Origin of the sequence: Parapedobacter defluvii (assembly GCF_014642075.1) — a bacterium.
GTDB classification, from domain to species: domain Bacteria; phylum Bacteroidota; class Bacteroidia; order Sphingobacteriales; family Sphingobacteriaceae; genus Parapedobacter; species Parapedobacter defluvii.
Genome location: NZ_BMIK01000003.1, coordinates 197848 through 213494, shown reverse-complemented (window position 1 = coordinate 213494; position 15647 = coordinate 197848). Strand labels below are relative to the sequence as shown.

Genomic DNA, 15647 nt, shown 5'->3' with positions numbered 1-15647 from the left:
ACATAGACATTTCAATAATGAAAGCGCTATTTATCAATAAGCTATCCTACCTGATCGTACTAACCGTCGCATTGTTAGGTAATGCAGGATGTACGAGTGAGTTTGATTCCTTCAATTCCAATAAGACCCAGATCATGGATGTGGCAGAGAAAGAACTGGCGGGCTTGTTTTCCCGTGCACAAATACATGGCGTAGCTTGGCTTTCTGGTGACCAATACGGACGTGCAACCCGCAACTGGGCAAATCCGTTGTCCGGATATTTTGTAACAAGCGGATTCAGCTCGGAGCAGTTGGTCATCAACTACGACCACATCACTACCGTTCAGAATGCTTTTTTTGGCAGATCCATTCCCGCTGCGGTGGTCATTCAGGAAAAGAGCAAGGAGACAAATCCTGTCGCCTACCATGTGGCAACCATATGGAAAGCCTATGTGATGTATCAGCTGGCCGACGTGTGGGGCCCGCTGCCATATACCGAAGCAGGTAGCGGAAAAAGCACCGTTGCTTATGAAAGTGTAGAGGCTATTTACGATCATATCTTTCAAGAACTGGCAGCTGCGGTGACCTATTTGACACCGGAAGTGCAAGCCAATCCGGCACTGAATGTCTTTGGTGCAGGAGATATTATCTACGAGGGAGACGTATCCAAATGGATCAAGTTTGCAAATACCATGCGCCTGCGTCTGGCAATGCGTGTTTCAAACATCGATGCGGCAAGGGCCAAACAGGAAGCTGAGGCAGCCGCCCAAGGCGCAACCATGGATAGCAACGACGACAATGCGTGGATCGTAGACATCCCTTCGTTCAACGGGCTGGAGAATGGCATGGTCAGAAACCGGACATCCATGTTGATGAGTGCCGACATAGAAAGCTATATGAAAGGGTTTGCCGATCCACGGATGCCTGTTTATTTCTCGCCGGTGACAGCAGCTCCGATTCCCGGTACTCCACCGGAGATATTAGCCAATATAGGGGGATTCCACGGGTTGATGCCGGGATATGCTGCTTCGGATGAAGCATATATCCGCATGTATTCACCGGTCGGCCCCCAATGGGGGCCCAATGTGGTATCAACTACCGTGCCCATGCCCGTTAAATTTGCTGCGGAGACGTATTTTCTGAAGGCGGAAGGTGCTTGGCGGGGCTGGAATATGGGAGCACCGGCCAAGGAGCTGTACGAGAAAGGGATCGAATTGTCATTGCGTCAATGGATACCCGATATCAGTCAGGCTGCCATCGATGCCTACACGAATGGAGGGAGCCTCCCGGTAGATCCGCAAAGTTTTCCGTATACGGATGGCGCGTTGTCGGATACGCCGGTGAAGTTTGCACAAGGTGCCGAAAGACAATACGAACAGATCATCACCCAGAAATGGCTTGCCCTGTATCCCGATGCATGGGAAGCCTGGGCTGAACACAGGAGGACCCGGCTGCCGAAGCTATACAAACGGCGGCAAACACTCAATACGGATATAAATCTGGCAAAGGGTCAATTGATGACGCGGATGGTTTATCCCGAAAGTGAAAAAATTTCGCAGCCGGAAGAAATGCAGCACGCTGTAGAATTACTGGGTGGTCCGGACCGTTATTCCACACCGATTTGGTGGGATATTCACCCTAACGGAAACTGACGTGAAGCGTAGCGGATATCTATTCAGTCAACACCACGTGGGTTTGTATCTTTACAAACCCACGTGGTATTGGCCAATTGTACCCTTCCTTTAATAATTTGTTCTTTTTAACTTCGCTTTCAGTAAATATTCAATGCTATACTTTGCTTGCGTGAAGACAGCAAAGCAAGGGAGTACACAAATCGATGCGCCAGCATCAGATGAACAGCTTTTTGAGCGGTTGCATGAAACATCCTGGTCGGTGTTATTTCAGATAGCCTGCCGGAAATTGGGTGACCGCGACGAGGCTTATGACCTGTTGCAAGAATTATTTTTGGAACTTTGGAATAAACGGGATATTTTTCCGTTACACGATTTATCGATCGCCTGGCTGAAAAAAAGATTATGGTATAAACTGATCACGTATTTCAGGACACAAGGGTTCCAGCAGCGGCATTTGGAAAATTTCAGACTGTTCATGGAACGCGAACAATCGGTGGTCCAACCCAATGAATCGTTAGATCACGTGTTTGAAAGCCAGTTTGAAAGCATTATGGATGCCATAGCACTCGCGGTTGCACAAATGCCGGAGCGTATGCAGGAGGTTTTTTTGCTGAATCGCGAACAACAGTTTACTATCAACGAAATAGCCGATCGCCTCGGGCTTTCCCCCAATACAGTGCGTAATCACCTCCACGCTGCCATGAAACGCCTCCGCAAATCTTTGGGAGCACAAAACCTATCCACTCTTTGCGTTGCATTGCTTTGGTGGATTATATCGGGTTAGTGTTAATAAATCATTAATCATTATTCATAGAAACTTAATACCCAAGCACTGGTATGTTCGGGCATTTGGTGCTTTAGTATAGTAGACTCAGCGACATTAGTGCAACGAAGAAACCAGCGATGAAAGACGACAGGAAACTAAGGGGGTTATACCAAAAAGTGATTGAAGGAGCGGCATCGTCCGATGAACAGGCATTGGTGGCAAGATGGCTTGACCAATTGGACACGGACGAAGGAATGGATGAACAGGCAGCAGATGAATGGAAAGCACGCTCCATCGCTGAACTACAGAAAGCAATTAAGCCACCGATACCAATCCAATCAAGGGCAAGAAAATTTGTTTGGGTAGCCAGTGCGGTGGTGGTACTGTTAGTTGCTGTTACAGCATTGCTCATCCGGTTCTATAACCAACAACCCACGGAAGTGAAGACGAGTTCGCAAGTGCTTGCTTATACCGAACACAGCACCACTGCCGGACAACGTAAATTATTGACACTCGCTGATGGTTCGCGTATATGGTTGGGCAATGTCAGTACTGTCCGTTACCCGAAGGACTTTCAACCCGGCAAACGGGAGGTTTTTCTGGAAGGACAAGCTTTTTTTGAAGTGAGCCCGGATTCGACCAGGCCCTTTTTGGTACACACCGGTGGGCTGAATGTCCGCGTGTTAGGTACTTCATTCAACGTAAAAAGCTATAGCGATGAAGGGGTACAGACGGTTAGTGTGGCCACGGGAAAGGTATCGGTAAAGCCCACAAACGACGGACAGGAATGGATGCTGGAAAAGGGTCAGCAGGTTAGCTACCATTTGGCGACGAAAAAGGGTGTCATGCAAGAGACTGATTTATCGGCGGCATTGAATTGGAAAGATGGAGAACTGATTTTCAGGGATATGTCGTTGGACGAGATTGCGGTGCAGCTCGAACGTTGGTATGGCGTGACGATAACGATTGCGTCCCCTTCGGTCAATAATCGGCAGTTGTCCTTATCGGTAAAGGACGAACCCTTGCAAGCGGTGCTCAAGATGCTTTCACTGGCCGGAGACTTCCGTTTTGAAATACGCGGAAACCACGTGAGGATATGGAAATAGATCAGTAAAGATAATGCCCAAACTAAGGAAAGGAGGAATAGGATGCAAGCATAACGTACACAGCGCCGACAACATATCCAGTATTTGACAAATGAAAAAAATAGAGCGGAAGCTTCTCACCACCCCGCCCTATGTGTTTTCAAAACCCGTTTTACGAAAATGAATTTTTAAAACAATGAACAATATTAGAAATAAAAATGCAATAAAAAGAATTTGTGATATGTCACGATTACTGTTTTTGCTTGTGGTGATATCCTGTACAGCCACGGGCGTCATTTTAGCATCAGATGTGCTGTCACAAAATTTACGTAAGGTCAATGTAACCCTTGGTCAACAGGTTAAAAAACAAGAAAAACTTGGTGACCTTTTCCAGGAACTGGAACAACAAACCGGGTTCCGGTTTTACTATGAGCAGGAAGTTGCAAACCTATCCAACAGCGGCCTGGCTGTTGGGCGTAAGGTCAATCTATATGATTTGTTGGAACTGCTCTCCGCTACCTTTCAGTTAAAAATTACGCAAAACAGCAACATCATCGCGGTAGCGAAGGATCCCCGGCAAATTGCGGGAAGGATCACCGGACACATTACGGACAATCACGGTCAGCCGTTAAGTGGAGCGAACATCAGGATCGTTGAGGTAAATCGAAGCGTCAGTGCGGATGAGCAAGGTAATTACACCATCGGCTTACAGGCGGGAACGTATACCGTAGAGGCTAGCTACGTAGCCCATGGTACCCAGCGCCGGGAAGTGGTCGTACCTGAAAACGGGCAAGCCGTCTTAGACTTTTCACTGACCGCAGGGGAGGAAGCACTTGACGAGGTCGTCGTCGTGGGTTACGGAACACAGCGAAAAGAAAACCTGACGGGTGCGGTATCATCCATCTCCTCCAAACGGATTGCTGAGGGCAATTTTACAAATGCCGCCACGCTGATGCAGGGAAGATTCCCAGGCCTTCAGATCGTGCAGAATTCGGGTGCGCCGGGTGCGGAAGGTACAAATCTCCGGATTCGGGGGTATGGGACTTTTAGTGGAGCTGGCGTAAGCCCGTTGGTGATCATCGATGGCGTGGCCGGTGGCGACATCAACGCGATCAACCCCGAAAATATCGAAAGCATGTCGGTATTGAAGGATGCCGCCTCGGCAGCGATTTACGGTGCAAGGGCCGCTAATGGCGTGATTTTGATCCAGACAAAAACGGGTAAAGAAACCGATAAATTACTGTTTAACTACCACGGCAACACGGCAATCCATCAGGCGACCCAATTGCCTGATCTGATTTGGAATTCTGTCGAGTATATGGAGCTATGGAACGAGGCAATCGCAAACTTCAACAGTGGCGGCACACCCTATACGGAAGAACAGATTAACCTTTACCGGAATCCGTCGGATCCCAAGCAATACCCCAATGTCAACTGGCTGGATGAACTGATTAAACCCCGCAGCGTGAATAGCCACACGATCACGGCCAGCGGACAGAGCGGTACCACCAACTACTATATAGCGCTGGCCTACCTCAATCAACCGGGTACATTCAAAGGGTACCATATGGATCGCACCAATGTGCAGGTCAATATGGATTCCAAACTAAATAAGTACTTGGAGATCGGCACGAAGGCGGCGGTCATTTTCAAAAACCGGGACTATCCAAGCGGTGATAGCAACGGGGATGGCGTGGATCCCTTGCTGTCGACGCTGGCGCAGCGACCGACCTACGCACCCCAGTTGCCGGACGGCAGTGGACGGTACACGCTGAATGCGTTCCCCAATGAAATCAACAACAAAAATATGTTGTTGGTTTCCACGGAAAACCTCTATAACACGACCAACCGCGAGTACCAACTCCAGGGATACTTGAAAGTGAATTTCAATCCCTACCTCAACCTGATGGGTACCGCGGCTGTTTCGGGTTCCTTTGACGAGTCGAAAGGTATGAATGACAGGACGCCACTCTATAGTTTCACCACGGGCGAAGAGGTGGGTGTGTTCGGGAATAACAACCTTACCCAATCACGGTCGAACTATAACCAAACGACCGTCAACTCCTACCTGAATTTTGATCGCGCATTTGACGCACATCAAGTTCGTCTGGTTGCCGGAAGCAGTTTGGAGACGTATAAGCAAAGTGTGTTGGGTGCCGCACGTACAGAGTTTGTAACAAGCGCATTGGAAGAGCTCGATGCCGGGCCTCTTGACAACCAAACAAACTACGGCAATACCCAGGAGTGGGCACTGTTGTCTTATTTCGGGCGTGCTTCCTATAATTTTGACGAGCGTTACCTGTTGGAAGTCAACGCGCGGTATGATGGTTCTTCACGTTTCGCGAAGGAAAACAGATGGGGCTTTTTCCCTTCTTTTTCTGCTGGTTGGCGGCTTTCCAATGAAGCTTTTTTCAAGGCCGACTGGGTGGATGAATTGAAACTTCGTGGGTCATGGGGCAAGTTGGGCAACCAACAGATCAGCAATTATCCCTACCAGGCGCTATTGAGCCTTGCAGGCAGTTATCCCTTTACTAACACGCTTTCTTCAGGTGTACGGCAAACCCGCCTCAATAACCGGGACATCTCTTGGGAGACCACCACGATTACCGATTTCGGGTTGGACGCCACGCTATTCAAGGGACGCCTGAATATCGTTTTTGATTATTTCAACAAGCGAACCACAGACATCCTAAGAAATGCCGATATTCCGTTGGAAGTCGGATTGGCAGCACCGCTTATCAACGATGGCATCGTTGAAAATAAAGGATTTGAGCTGGGCATCAATACCCGTGGGCGGCTCGTGGACGAACTCACCTTTGACCTTGGCGCGTTTGTGTCTACTTACCGTAACAAGTTGGTTCGGTATGGATCCACTACCTTTGGCGACTCATACATCAACCAGGAGGGCCATCCGTTACAGACCTATTACCTGTGGGAAGTGGAGGGCATTTTCCAGTCGGAAGATGAAATTGCCAATTCGGCCACGCAAGCGAACCAACCGAAGCCGGGGGACCTGAAGTATAAGGATCAGAATGGCGATAACGTGATCAATTCCGCAGACCGTGTATACATGGACGGTAAACATCCGGATTTTGATTATTCGCTCAACTTTGGCCTCAACTACAAAAACTTCTCGCTTAGTTCCCTGTGGTACGGATTGGAAGGTCGCAAGTTTTATACCGGACAGTGGGGTTTTGAGCCATTCCGTCAGGGATCGCCCCCGCCCGCAGAGTGGCGGAATCGGTGGACACCCGAAAACCCCAGTACCACCATGCCGCGCATCTATCCAACCGGCGACAAAGCGCTTTCCGAACGTTCGGATTTTTTCCTGGAAGACGCATCGTACTTCCGGTTGAGGAGCCTCGATCTGTCGTATAGTGTGCCCGCACGTACCATCGGCAAAATCGGCATAAATTCGTTGGTTATCTACCTGTCGGGACAGAATCTATTCACTTGGAGCCCATTCAAGAAGTTTGACCCTGAGCGGGTGGATGACTCGGTCAGAGGCGGGGTACGCTATCCGCAGAATAAGGTATACACGTTAGGGGCCAAAATCCAATTTTAGGTTATCATTCATTGAACATCATGAAAAATCGCTTTTTTATACTTCTTAGATGGTATTTTTTGTTGCTGTGTAGCAGTTTCCTGCTTAACGCATGCAGTTCGTTTTTGGACAAGGACTCCCTTACCGAATTGTCTTCCGAAACGTTCTGGAAAGACGAAAACGATGTCAACCTCGCATTGTCATCCGTATATGCACGGTTGCAGTATGCCGCATTGTCGTGGCAGGCGCCCAACTTTTCGGCGTTGAGCGACGAAGGGGATCGGGGGCCATATGCCACGATGGCCCAAGGAATTATCGAACCCAACAATGGAAATATCCAGGGGATTTATACGGCGATCTACCAAGCGATTGGCGATTGCAATATTTTCTTGGCCAATGTGGATCGGGTTGCAATGGATGAGACCACCAAAAACACCTTTATCGGTGAGGTAAAGTTTATTCGTGCACTCAGTTATTTCCAGTTGAGTGAGTTTTTTGGAGGCGTGGTCATCACCGATCAGCCGTTGACACTGGAGAATAGCAAGCTACCCCGCAGCTCCAAGGAAGAAGTGGTTAGTTTTATACTCGCTGAACTGGATGAAGCCATTGGTCTGTTGCCGGACATCGCTTATAACGGGCATGCAGTTAGGGGTACTGCGCAAGCGCTAAAAGGGAAAGTACTGTTGTACAACGGAGACTATCCTGGAGCTGCGACCGCTTTGGAACAAGTTATCACAGGCGGTCACTTTGCTTTGGATCCCAATCTGAAGGATGTCTTCATTGACGGCACACAGGAAAACTCCCCCGAAATTTTGTTTTCGATCCGCTTTCTGGCACCCAACAACATACACGATGCACGCACGGGCATGGATGTGTATTTCGGTACTTGGTTTTCGGTAGCCGCACTGCCCATCCAATCGTTTGTAGATAGTTTTGGTTGCATCGATGGGTTGCCCATTGATGAGTCGCCCTTGTATAATCCGGATAGGCCTTATGAAAATCGGGACCCCCGGCTGGATTTGAGCGTGCTCTATCTCGGCAAACCTTGGCCCGGTAAACCTGATGGGTTTGATGGATTTAGTTTCGGCGTTAATTTTACACCCAATGGACTAGCCATTGAAAAGTTTCTCAATGAATCCCGGTTTCCCGCTACGGAGAACCCGGCCGAGCCGAGCGATCAAGATTGGGTGGTCATCCGTTATGCAGATGTCTTGTTGATGTATGCCGAGGCACTAAACGAAGCGTCTGGGCCATCTTCCACCGCATTGGAAGCGATCAATGCCGTACGGCAACGGCCGAGCACCGCGTTACCGGCGTTGGACGATGGACTTACACAAGTCCAGCTCCGCGAAGCGATCCGGCAGGAACGCAAGATAGAATTGGCTTTTGAGGGAATCCGGTATTTTGATTTGAAACGATGGGGCATCATTGAAACAGTGCTGCCTACCGTCCAGAATATCCTGGGCGACTATAAGCGCTTTTTATCGCACCAGTACGTTTGGCCTATTCCTGAAGCCGCGCTAAACAACAATGATTTGTTGGAACAAAATCCAGGTTATTAAACGAATTAACTTTGATATTGAGTTTATGAACGCATCAACTTTTTTAAGCATCGTATTTATGCTTTGGAACCTTACCACGTCTGCCCAAGACGTGGTAAAGGGTTTTGTCTTTGAAGATACGAATCAGAACGGCATGAAGGAACGGAGGGAAAAAGGACTGGCTGGCATAGCCGTCAGTAACGGGCGGGAAGTGGTTTTGACCAATAATGCCGGAAGCTATGAACTCCCAATCGGAAATGACGATATTGTTTTTGTGATCAAACCCGCAGGCTATCAGGTTCGGCTCAATGCAGCGAATCAGCCGCAATACTATTATATCCATAAACCCAACGGTTCGCCTACGATGGAGTACAAAGGCGTAGCACCTACTGGCCCGTTGCCGAAATCGGTGGACTTTGCCTTAGTGCCGCAGGCTGAAAGCGACGATTTCCGGATGCTGGTCTTGGGCGATCCACAAGTATTGGATCAGCGCGAACTGGGTTACTTCGAGCACGGTATCGTGTCCGAAATCCGTAATGCCAAGGATGTGGTGATGGGCATTACGTTAGGGGATTTGGTACAGAGTGACATGAACTTGTATCCCGACTATATCTCCTTAATGGCTCAAGTAGGTGTTCCTTGGTATAACGTGATCGGCAACCATGACCTGAACCAGGATGCTCCCGCCGATTCGTTGCACGATGAAACCTTCGAAGCGAATTTCGGACCCGCAACGTATTCGTTTAATTACGGCAAAGCCCACTTCATTGTGTTAGACGATAACTTGGTGCCCGATCCGCGGGGCGGTCGTGGGCAGTGGTCTGGATATAGCCAAAAACGGCTTGATTTTGTGAAGAATGATCTGGCACATGTGGCAAAGGACCAGTTGATCGTATTGATCAATCACATCCAGCTAAAACACCTTAACGACAACTCCATGCGCCTATCCGATCGACAGCAATTGTTCAGTTTTTTTCGTGGTTATACGAATGTGTTGGCGCTGTCGGCCCATACCCATCAGCAACAACAGTTCTTTTATGGAAAAGAAGATGGATGGCCCAATGAGACGCCCCTCCATGAGTTTAATGTTGGGGCGTCGTGCGGAAACTGGAATTCAGGCCGGATCAATGAACAGGGGGTAGCGGACGCCACAGCGAGCGACGGAACCCCCAGGGGATATGTTTACCTGAATATTTCGGGCAATCGGTATACGGCAGATTTCAAGGTCGCCGGGAAACCCAAGGACCATCAAATTGGGCTTTTTCATCGGAAAGTGCTGGCAACCATTTGGTGGGAAGGGCGCGGTCATATCTACGCCAACTTTTTCATGGGCCATAAAGACAGCAAGGTGGAGTACCGGATCGACGAGGAAGACTGGCAGCCGATGCGCCATACGCTGGAGCCAGATCCTGCGTATGTGGCCGAGTTGTACCGTTGGGACACCGCGGACACGCTTTTCCGTGGCCGGCGCCCTACGGAGCCTGCCAACTGTTCGCACCTTTGGGTAGCGCCCCTCACGAACGACCGCGCCCTCGGTACCCATCGCATCCAAGTACGGGCAACGGATGATTACGGCAGGCAATTTGTACAAACGAGCAGTTTCCGAATAGAAGAAGATAAATATTAGTGATTGAAAAGACAGATACAGCCTATCGCCCGTTGTACGAAATTAACGACAACTTAACATTGCGTTAGCGTAACCTAATCGTTGTATTTATAGCTTTGCCTCCTGAACGCCAATAGCTCATCATGGATTCATCGGCTCAGGAGGCAAAGCTTTTCCGTTTTACGGAAGAGAATTATACCACGATCTTCAATACCCATTGGAGAAAACTTTATGCAATTGCCTACCGGCGGTTGCACGATGCGGAAGTGGCGAAGGATATGGTGCAGGAGGTGTTTGTCTATTGCTGGCAACAACGGGAAGCTATCTGCATCACCACGTCCGCTGAAGCCTATCTCCGTACCGCTTTGCAATACCAACTTGTCGCCCATTTCCGGAAATTGGATATCAATGACCGGGCATTTGCCTACCTGTACCAACGGATGGTGGAAGTGGAAGAACACATGCGGGATATCCTAACCGAACAGGATCTGGCAAATACCCTGAACAGCGAAGTGGAGCAAATGCCCGATACCATGCGGGAAATTTTCAGACTCCGCATACGGGATTATACGGTGGATGAAATCGCTCAGTCCCTCAACATTGCTGAAAAGACCGTTCGGAATAATATTTCCAAGGGATTGCACCGGCTTCGCAAGGCGGTATCCAAGGACTTTCCCGAAGACTTCTCCGCCGTCTGTTTCGTGCTTTACCTTTTGTTAACCTAAACATCAACATTTCTTAATCGGTTTTGCGGGGATGCATCGCTCCCCAGTGCTACTCATCTTATAGAAGGGCATGGAACGCCATGCCGCAGAAAGCGCTCAATGGACAAACATACATTCAAGCAGTTGATGGAAGGATACCTCAGGGGAGACCTGTCTACCGAAGACAAGGAACTCTTGCAGCGTTGGTACGACTCATTTGGCGAATCGGAAATAGGAGTGCCGGGCATGGAAGATGATCGCGCAGTACAGCGGTTGCACGATGAGCTTGATGCGCGCATACGTCAAGTGATCGAACATCCGTCAGTGGGCATAACCCGGTATCATCGGCGGATGTCCTGGAAGCAGATCGCTGCAGCAGCTATACTGATCGTAACGCTTGGCGGTGCAATCTGGTGGACGGCGGGGTGGCAGCAGACCGCAGGGGAAGCCATGGCGGTACAACAGTTGGCTTTCCGCGAGGTAAAAACCGGAATAAGGCAGGTAAAGAAACTGGTCCTTCCCGACGGCAGCATGATCCATGTGAATGCCAATTCGGCGATCCGTATTCCGGAACGGATGGAGGATGACAAACGCGAAGTGTTGTTGGATGAAGGCGAGGCATACTTCGAGGTGGCACAGGAACCTAAGCGGCCGTTTGTGGTGCGGATGGCCGATTTGCAGGTGGAAGTATTGGGAACGGCATTCAATGTTAAATCATACCATGCTTTGGAAGATATCACGGTAGCGGTAACCGATGGAAAGGTGCGGGTAAGGGACACCACACGCATATTGCGGGATCTCGCGGCAAATGAAGGACTTGTCTACCATAAACTGTTGGGCGAGGTACGTAGCACCGGTGTGGCCTACGCAAATGCCAACGGATGGATAAGCGGTGTAGTGCCGTTGGAGAAAGCCGGTTTCGACGAATTGGCGTTAGCTTTATACAACCTATACGGGGTGCGGTTGAAAAGTAAAGATCCGCGTACCGTGCACCATCATTACAACCTGAGTTTACGTGCAGACCGTCCGTTGGAAGAAACGATGGGCGTGATCTGTGGTATCCATAAAACAACATACAGGAGGACAGGCAATGAAATAACCCTTTACCCATAAACCAAGAAACAGGCATCAAAGTGATGCCTGTTTTGGAAAGTACCGGTTATGCGATAGCTTGAGACCCTGACGCATAGCCGCTCAGTAATTCATTCACTACTAAGACTACAAAAATATGAATAAAAACACATTGTTCATACGGATGATCATGCGTACGACAATTTTGATTTACTCGGTAACCATCGCATTTTCGCAACTGCTGATGGCTGCGCCGTCAAAAGGGCAATCCCTTGGAAAATCGGTGGATATCTCCTTTGCGGGCACCTCGCTGTACGAAGCGATAAAGCAATTGGAGGTTTCTGCGGATGTCGGATTCGCATTTGATGAACACCTGCTCGGCTTGGAAGACCAAACGGTAGGAACACTGGATTTCAGGGACGCCAAGCTGGAAACGGTATTGAAAAGTCTATTCCGCGGAACCAATATCGATTTTGAGGAAAAAGGAAACGGTATAATTCTATTGACGAAAAAGCAGCAGCCGGGTCGCCTGTCCGGTGGGGTGTCAAGCAATGACGGCACACCTTTGCAAGGTGCTACGGTGACGATCCTGGAACTTAACCGTACCTTCACGACCGACCGCAACGGTCAGTACCGTGTGGATTTGCGGCCGGGAACCTATACCATCGAATTTAGCTATATATCCTATTCAAAAGTACGGCTTAGCGATGTTGAAATTGAGGAGGGACAAAGCGTGACGCGGGATGTTATCCTTGTTCCGGTTACGGATGAGCTGGATGAGGTCGTGATTACCACTGCGTTGGGTATCCAGCGGCAGGCCCGGTCATTGGGATATGCCGTTGGGGAGGTGAAGGGAGCAGATATGGCCCGCGTACCGCAGGAAAATGCCATCAACGGTCTTACCGGCAGGGTAACGGGCCTGCGGGTGATCAATCCGACACCCGAACTGAACAGCGAACCGATTGTCTTAATCAGGGGATACACGTCGTTATCCGGCAATAATTCACCGCTGATCGTCGTAGATGGCGTGCCGACCGGAACGGATGTCAGTGTATTATCCGATCTGAGTGCAGATCATATTGAAAGCGTCAGTGTACTGAAAGGCCCCAGTGCCGCTGCCCTATACGGATCCAGGGCGGGCAGTGGGGTGCTCCTGGTGACCACGAAACAGGGGGGTGCGCGTCCCGGGTTCGGCATCGACTTCAACATGGGCTATACGGCCAGTATTCCCTACCAATTCATTCCCCAGCAACAGCGGTTTGCCAATGGTTCGAACGGCAATTTCGACCAAACGAGCAACCTGTGGTGGGGGCCCGAGATGGGCACATCCGTCGCGCGGTTCGGCACCAATGGCGAGTCGACACCCTTGACGGCCCATCCGGATAATGTGCGCGATTTTGCCGACGTCGGCAACAGCGTGGTGACCAATTTAGGGGTGTCGCACAGCACCGATAAACTTAATCTTTCGCTCTCCTTGTCAGATACCCGGTCTACCGGCATCTATCCGGGGACCAATTTGTACAAAGATGCCGTCAGCATCTTCGCGCAATATGCCATCAGTGAGAGGGTGAAGGTGAGCGGCAATTTTAATTACCTGAATTCCGGGTCGGACAACAACCGGGGGTTATCTTATGACAATTATCCGTATGAGGACCTGTATTTTACCCCAAACTGGATCGATATCAATGACCTCAAAGACTACTGGGCAGAACCGGGATCAAGCCAGTTGACATGGGCAAACGGGTTTAACAACCCCTGGTTTACCGTGAACGAAAATATCAACACCTTCAAAAAGGTACGGCCGTTTGGCAATGTGAAGATCGACTGGGATTTGACGGGTGGATGGAGCCTGATGGCGCGTATCGGCGGCTTTAACGAGTCATATACAACCCAAAACCGGACTGCGATGTCCGAAAAGGCTTTTCCCGAGGGGGCGTATGCGTATATCGGCCGTGAATTGCAGCAGTTGAACACCGACTTCCTGCTGAACTATAAAAAGGAAATCAAGGAGTTCAGCTTCGACGTTTCGGCTGGAGGCAATTTATTTTTTCAGGACAACAGCTTTGCTACCATAGCAGGGCAGCGGTTTGAATTGCCGGGCCTCTATACGGCGGCCAATATTGCGCGTTCCGCGGTCGAATACAGTGTCGTAAAGTCGGACAAGCGGATCCACAGCGTATACGGTATGGCCACGGTCGGATTTAAGAATGCATTGTTTGTGGAGCTTTCGGGTCGCAATGACTGGTCGAGCACGCTGCCCGAAGACAACCGGTCGTATTTTTATCCCTCAGTTTCGCTGAGCACGGTTATTTCGGACCTGGTGGATCTGCCGGAGGCCATCAATTTAGTAAAGCTCAGAGGCGGATGGGCAAAGGTGGGGAAAGATACGGATCCCTATGCGCTTTCGATGACCTTGTCTAAATCCACCTGGGGTGGAAAGACTTCCTATTCGTTGCCGGGAGTACTGCCTACGCAGAACCTGGTTCCGGAAAGCATCATTTCGTCAGAGGTAGGTTTTGATAGCGATTTTTTCAGGAACCGGCTGGGGCTGGATCTTACCTATTACCAGTTGGAAGACAAAAACCAGATCTCCCGTATTTCCGTTTCAGGCTCCACAGGGTATACGGCTACAAATGTCAATGCAGGGATTGTGAAAAACGAAGGCCTGGAAATCACGCTTCGCGGCGTGCCCATTCAACATAGCAATTTACGGTGGGATGTGGCTTTTAATTTTACCAAGGAACGCAGCAAGCTCACCGCACTGCCGGAAGGGGTAAGCAACCATCAATTCTGGGAGCGCAATAATATATTCAGCCAAACGACGATCGATGGAACCGTAGGCGACCTTTGGGGGCCGGACGTGCTGCGTGTTACGGAAGGGCCTTATGCCGGCTGGCCTTTGCTGGATGACAACGGTTATGTTCAGCAGCGCTCCGATTACATCAAATTGGGCAATGTGAATCCCGATTTCACCCTGGGATTCCAGACTAATTTTTCCTATAAGCGTGTTTCGATCGCTGCAAGTTTCGATTGGCGCCATGGGGGCGACTATTATTCGGAGAGCATGAAGCGGCTGGCTAGAGATGGCCGCGCCGAAAGCTGGTACAAAGGGGATGGTTCAAGCACCTTCACGGGCATCCTGAACAGCCATTCATTTGAAAGCGGCAGCCAGCTGGCCGATGAAATCAGGTCCAATCCCGATCGGTACAATGCAATGGATGGCCTTACTTGGGTAGGGGGCAGAACTGCCGACTTGGGAGGCTTTGAATACGGGAACAACGGCCTTGCCAACGGTGCATTTTTTCCCGGCGTCATCGCCGACGGAGCCGGTGGCTATATCGAAAACTTCGGCAATGAAGGAACCCGGTTCTTCCGGAGTGAGCTGATTGCCGATCCGGGTGCGGGTTACTGGAGCCGGGGTGTGCAGACATGGATCTATGATGCGTCATTCCTGAAACTCAAAGAGGTGTCGGTGGCATATCAGTTGCCTGACCGGCTGGCAGATCGTATTGCCGCCCGCGGGCTGACACTCGCTTGGTATATGCGGAATCTGATGGTTTGGACAAAAGCTAAGAATAAGATAGACCCCGAGTCGACCATGCTAAACAGCAATAGCCAGTTTACTTCGAGCAGTAATTACCAAATGGGATACGACCGCGCATCGTTTTATCCCTGGACGATGACCATGGGAGTGAAACTAAGTGTTCAATTTTAGAC

Annotated in this window: 9 protein-coding genes; all 9 read left to right on the top strand. The window is 49.8% G+C overall.

Annotated elements, in window-relative coordinates; translation table 11 throughout:
- Positions 1-17 precede the first annotated feature (17 nt).
- The 9 genes from IEX60_RS07365 (at position 18) to IEX60_RS07325 (ending at position 15645) form a co-directional block, all read left to right on the top strand.
- Entirely contained in the window at positions 18-1631 is a 1614-nt protein-coding gene (locus IEX60_RS07365; RefSeq protein WP_188749033.1) for a SusD/RagB family nutrient-binding outer membrane lipoprotein, read from the top strand.
- Between the two features lie 151 nt (positions 1632-1782).
- Positions 1783-2397: a sigma-70 family RNA polymerase sigma factor gene (locus IEX60_RS07360; RefSeq protein WP_188749030.1), complete on the top strand. Its 615-nt coding sequence runs from the start codon at positions 1783-1785 to the stop codon at positions 2395-2397.
- Between the two features lie 119 nt (positions 2398-2516).
- A complete protein-coding gene (locus IEX60_RS07355) occupies positions 2517-3485 on the top strand; it encodes a FecR family protein (protein ID WP_188749028.1) in 969 nt (322 codons plus the stop codon).
- 220 nt (positions 3486-3705) lie between these two features.
- Positions 3706-7029, top strand: coding sequence for a SusC/RagA family TonB-linked outer membrane protein (locus IEX60_RS07350; RefSeq protein WP_188749027.1), 3324 nt, complete (start codon positions 3706-3708; stop codon positions 7027-7029).
- Between the two features lie 20 nt (positions 7030-7049).
- Positions 7050-8570, top strand: a complete 1521-nt coding sequence (locus tag IEX60_RS07345; protein WP_188749024.1) for a RagB/SusD family nutrient uptake outer membrane protein — start codon at positions 7050-7052, stop codon at positions 8568-8570.
- 25 nt (positions 8571-8595) lie between these two features.
- Positions 8596-10176 carry a calcineurin-like phosphoesterase C-terminal domain-containing protein gene (locus IEX60_RS07340; RefSeq protein ID WP_229717463.1) on the top strand — a complete coding sequence of 527 codons (1581 nt, stop codon included), beginning with the start codon at positions 8596-8598 and terminating at the stop codon, positions 10174-10176.
- 122 nt (positions 10177-10298) lie between these two features.
- Positions 10299-10880 (top strand): RNA polymerase sigma factor, encoded by a 582-nt coding sequence (locus IEX60_RS07335; protein ID WP_188749022.1) that lies wholly within the window; start codon positions 10299-10301, stop codon positions 10878-10880.
- Between the two features lie 99 nt (positions 10881-10979).
- Positions 10980-11972 (top strand): FecR family protein, encoded by a 993-nt coding sequence (locus IEX60_RS07330; RefSeq protein ID WP_188749020.1) that lies wholly within the window; start codon positions 10980-10982, stop codon positions 11970-11972.
- A gap of 115 nt (positions 11973-12087) precedes the next feature.
- Positions 12088-15645 carry a SusC/RagA family TonB-linked outer membrane protein gene (locus IEX60_RS07325; RefSeq protein ID WP_188749019.1) on the top strand — a complete coding sequence of 1186 codons (3558 nt, stop codon included), beginning with the start codon at positions 12088-12090 and terminating at the stop codon, positions 15643-15645.
- The last annotated feature ends 2 nt before the right edge of the window (positions 15646-15647 follow it).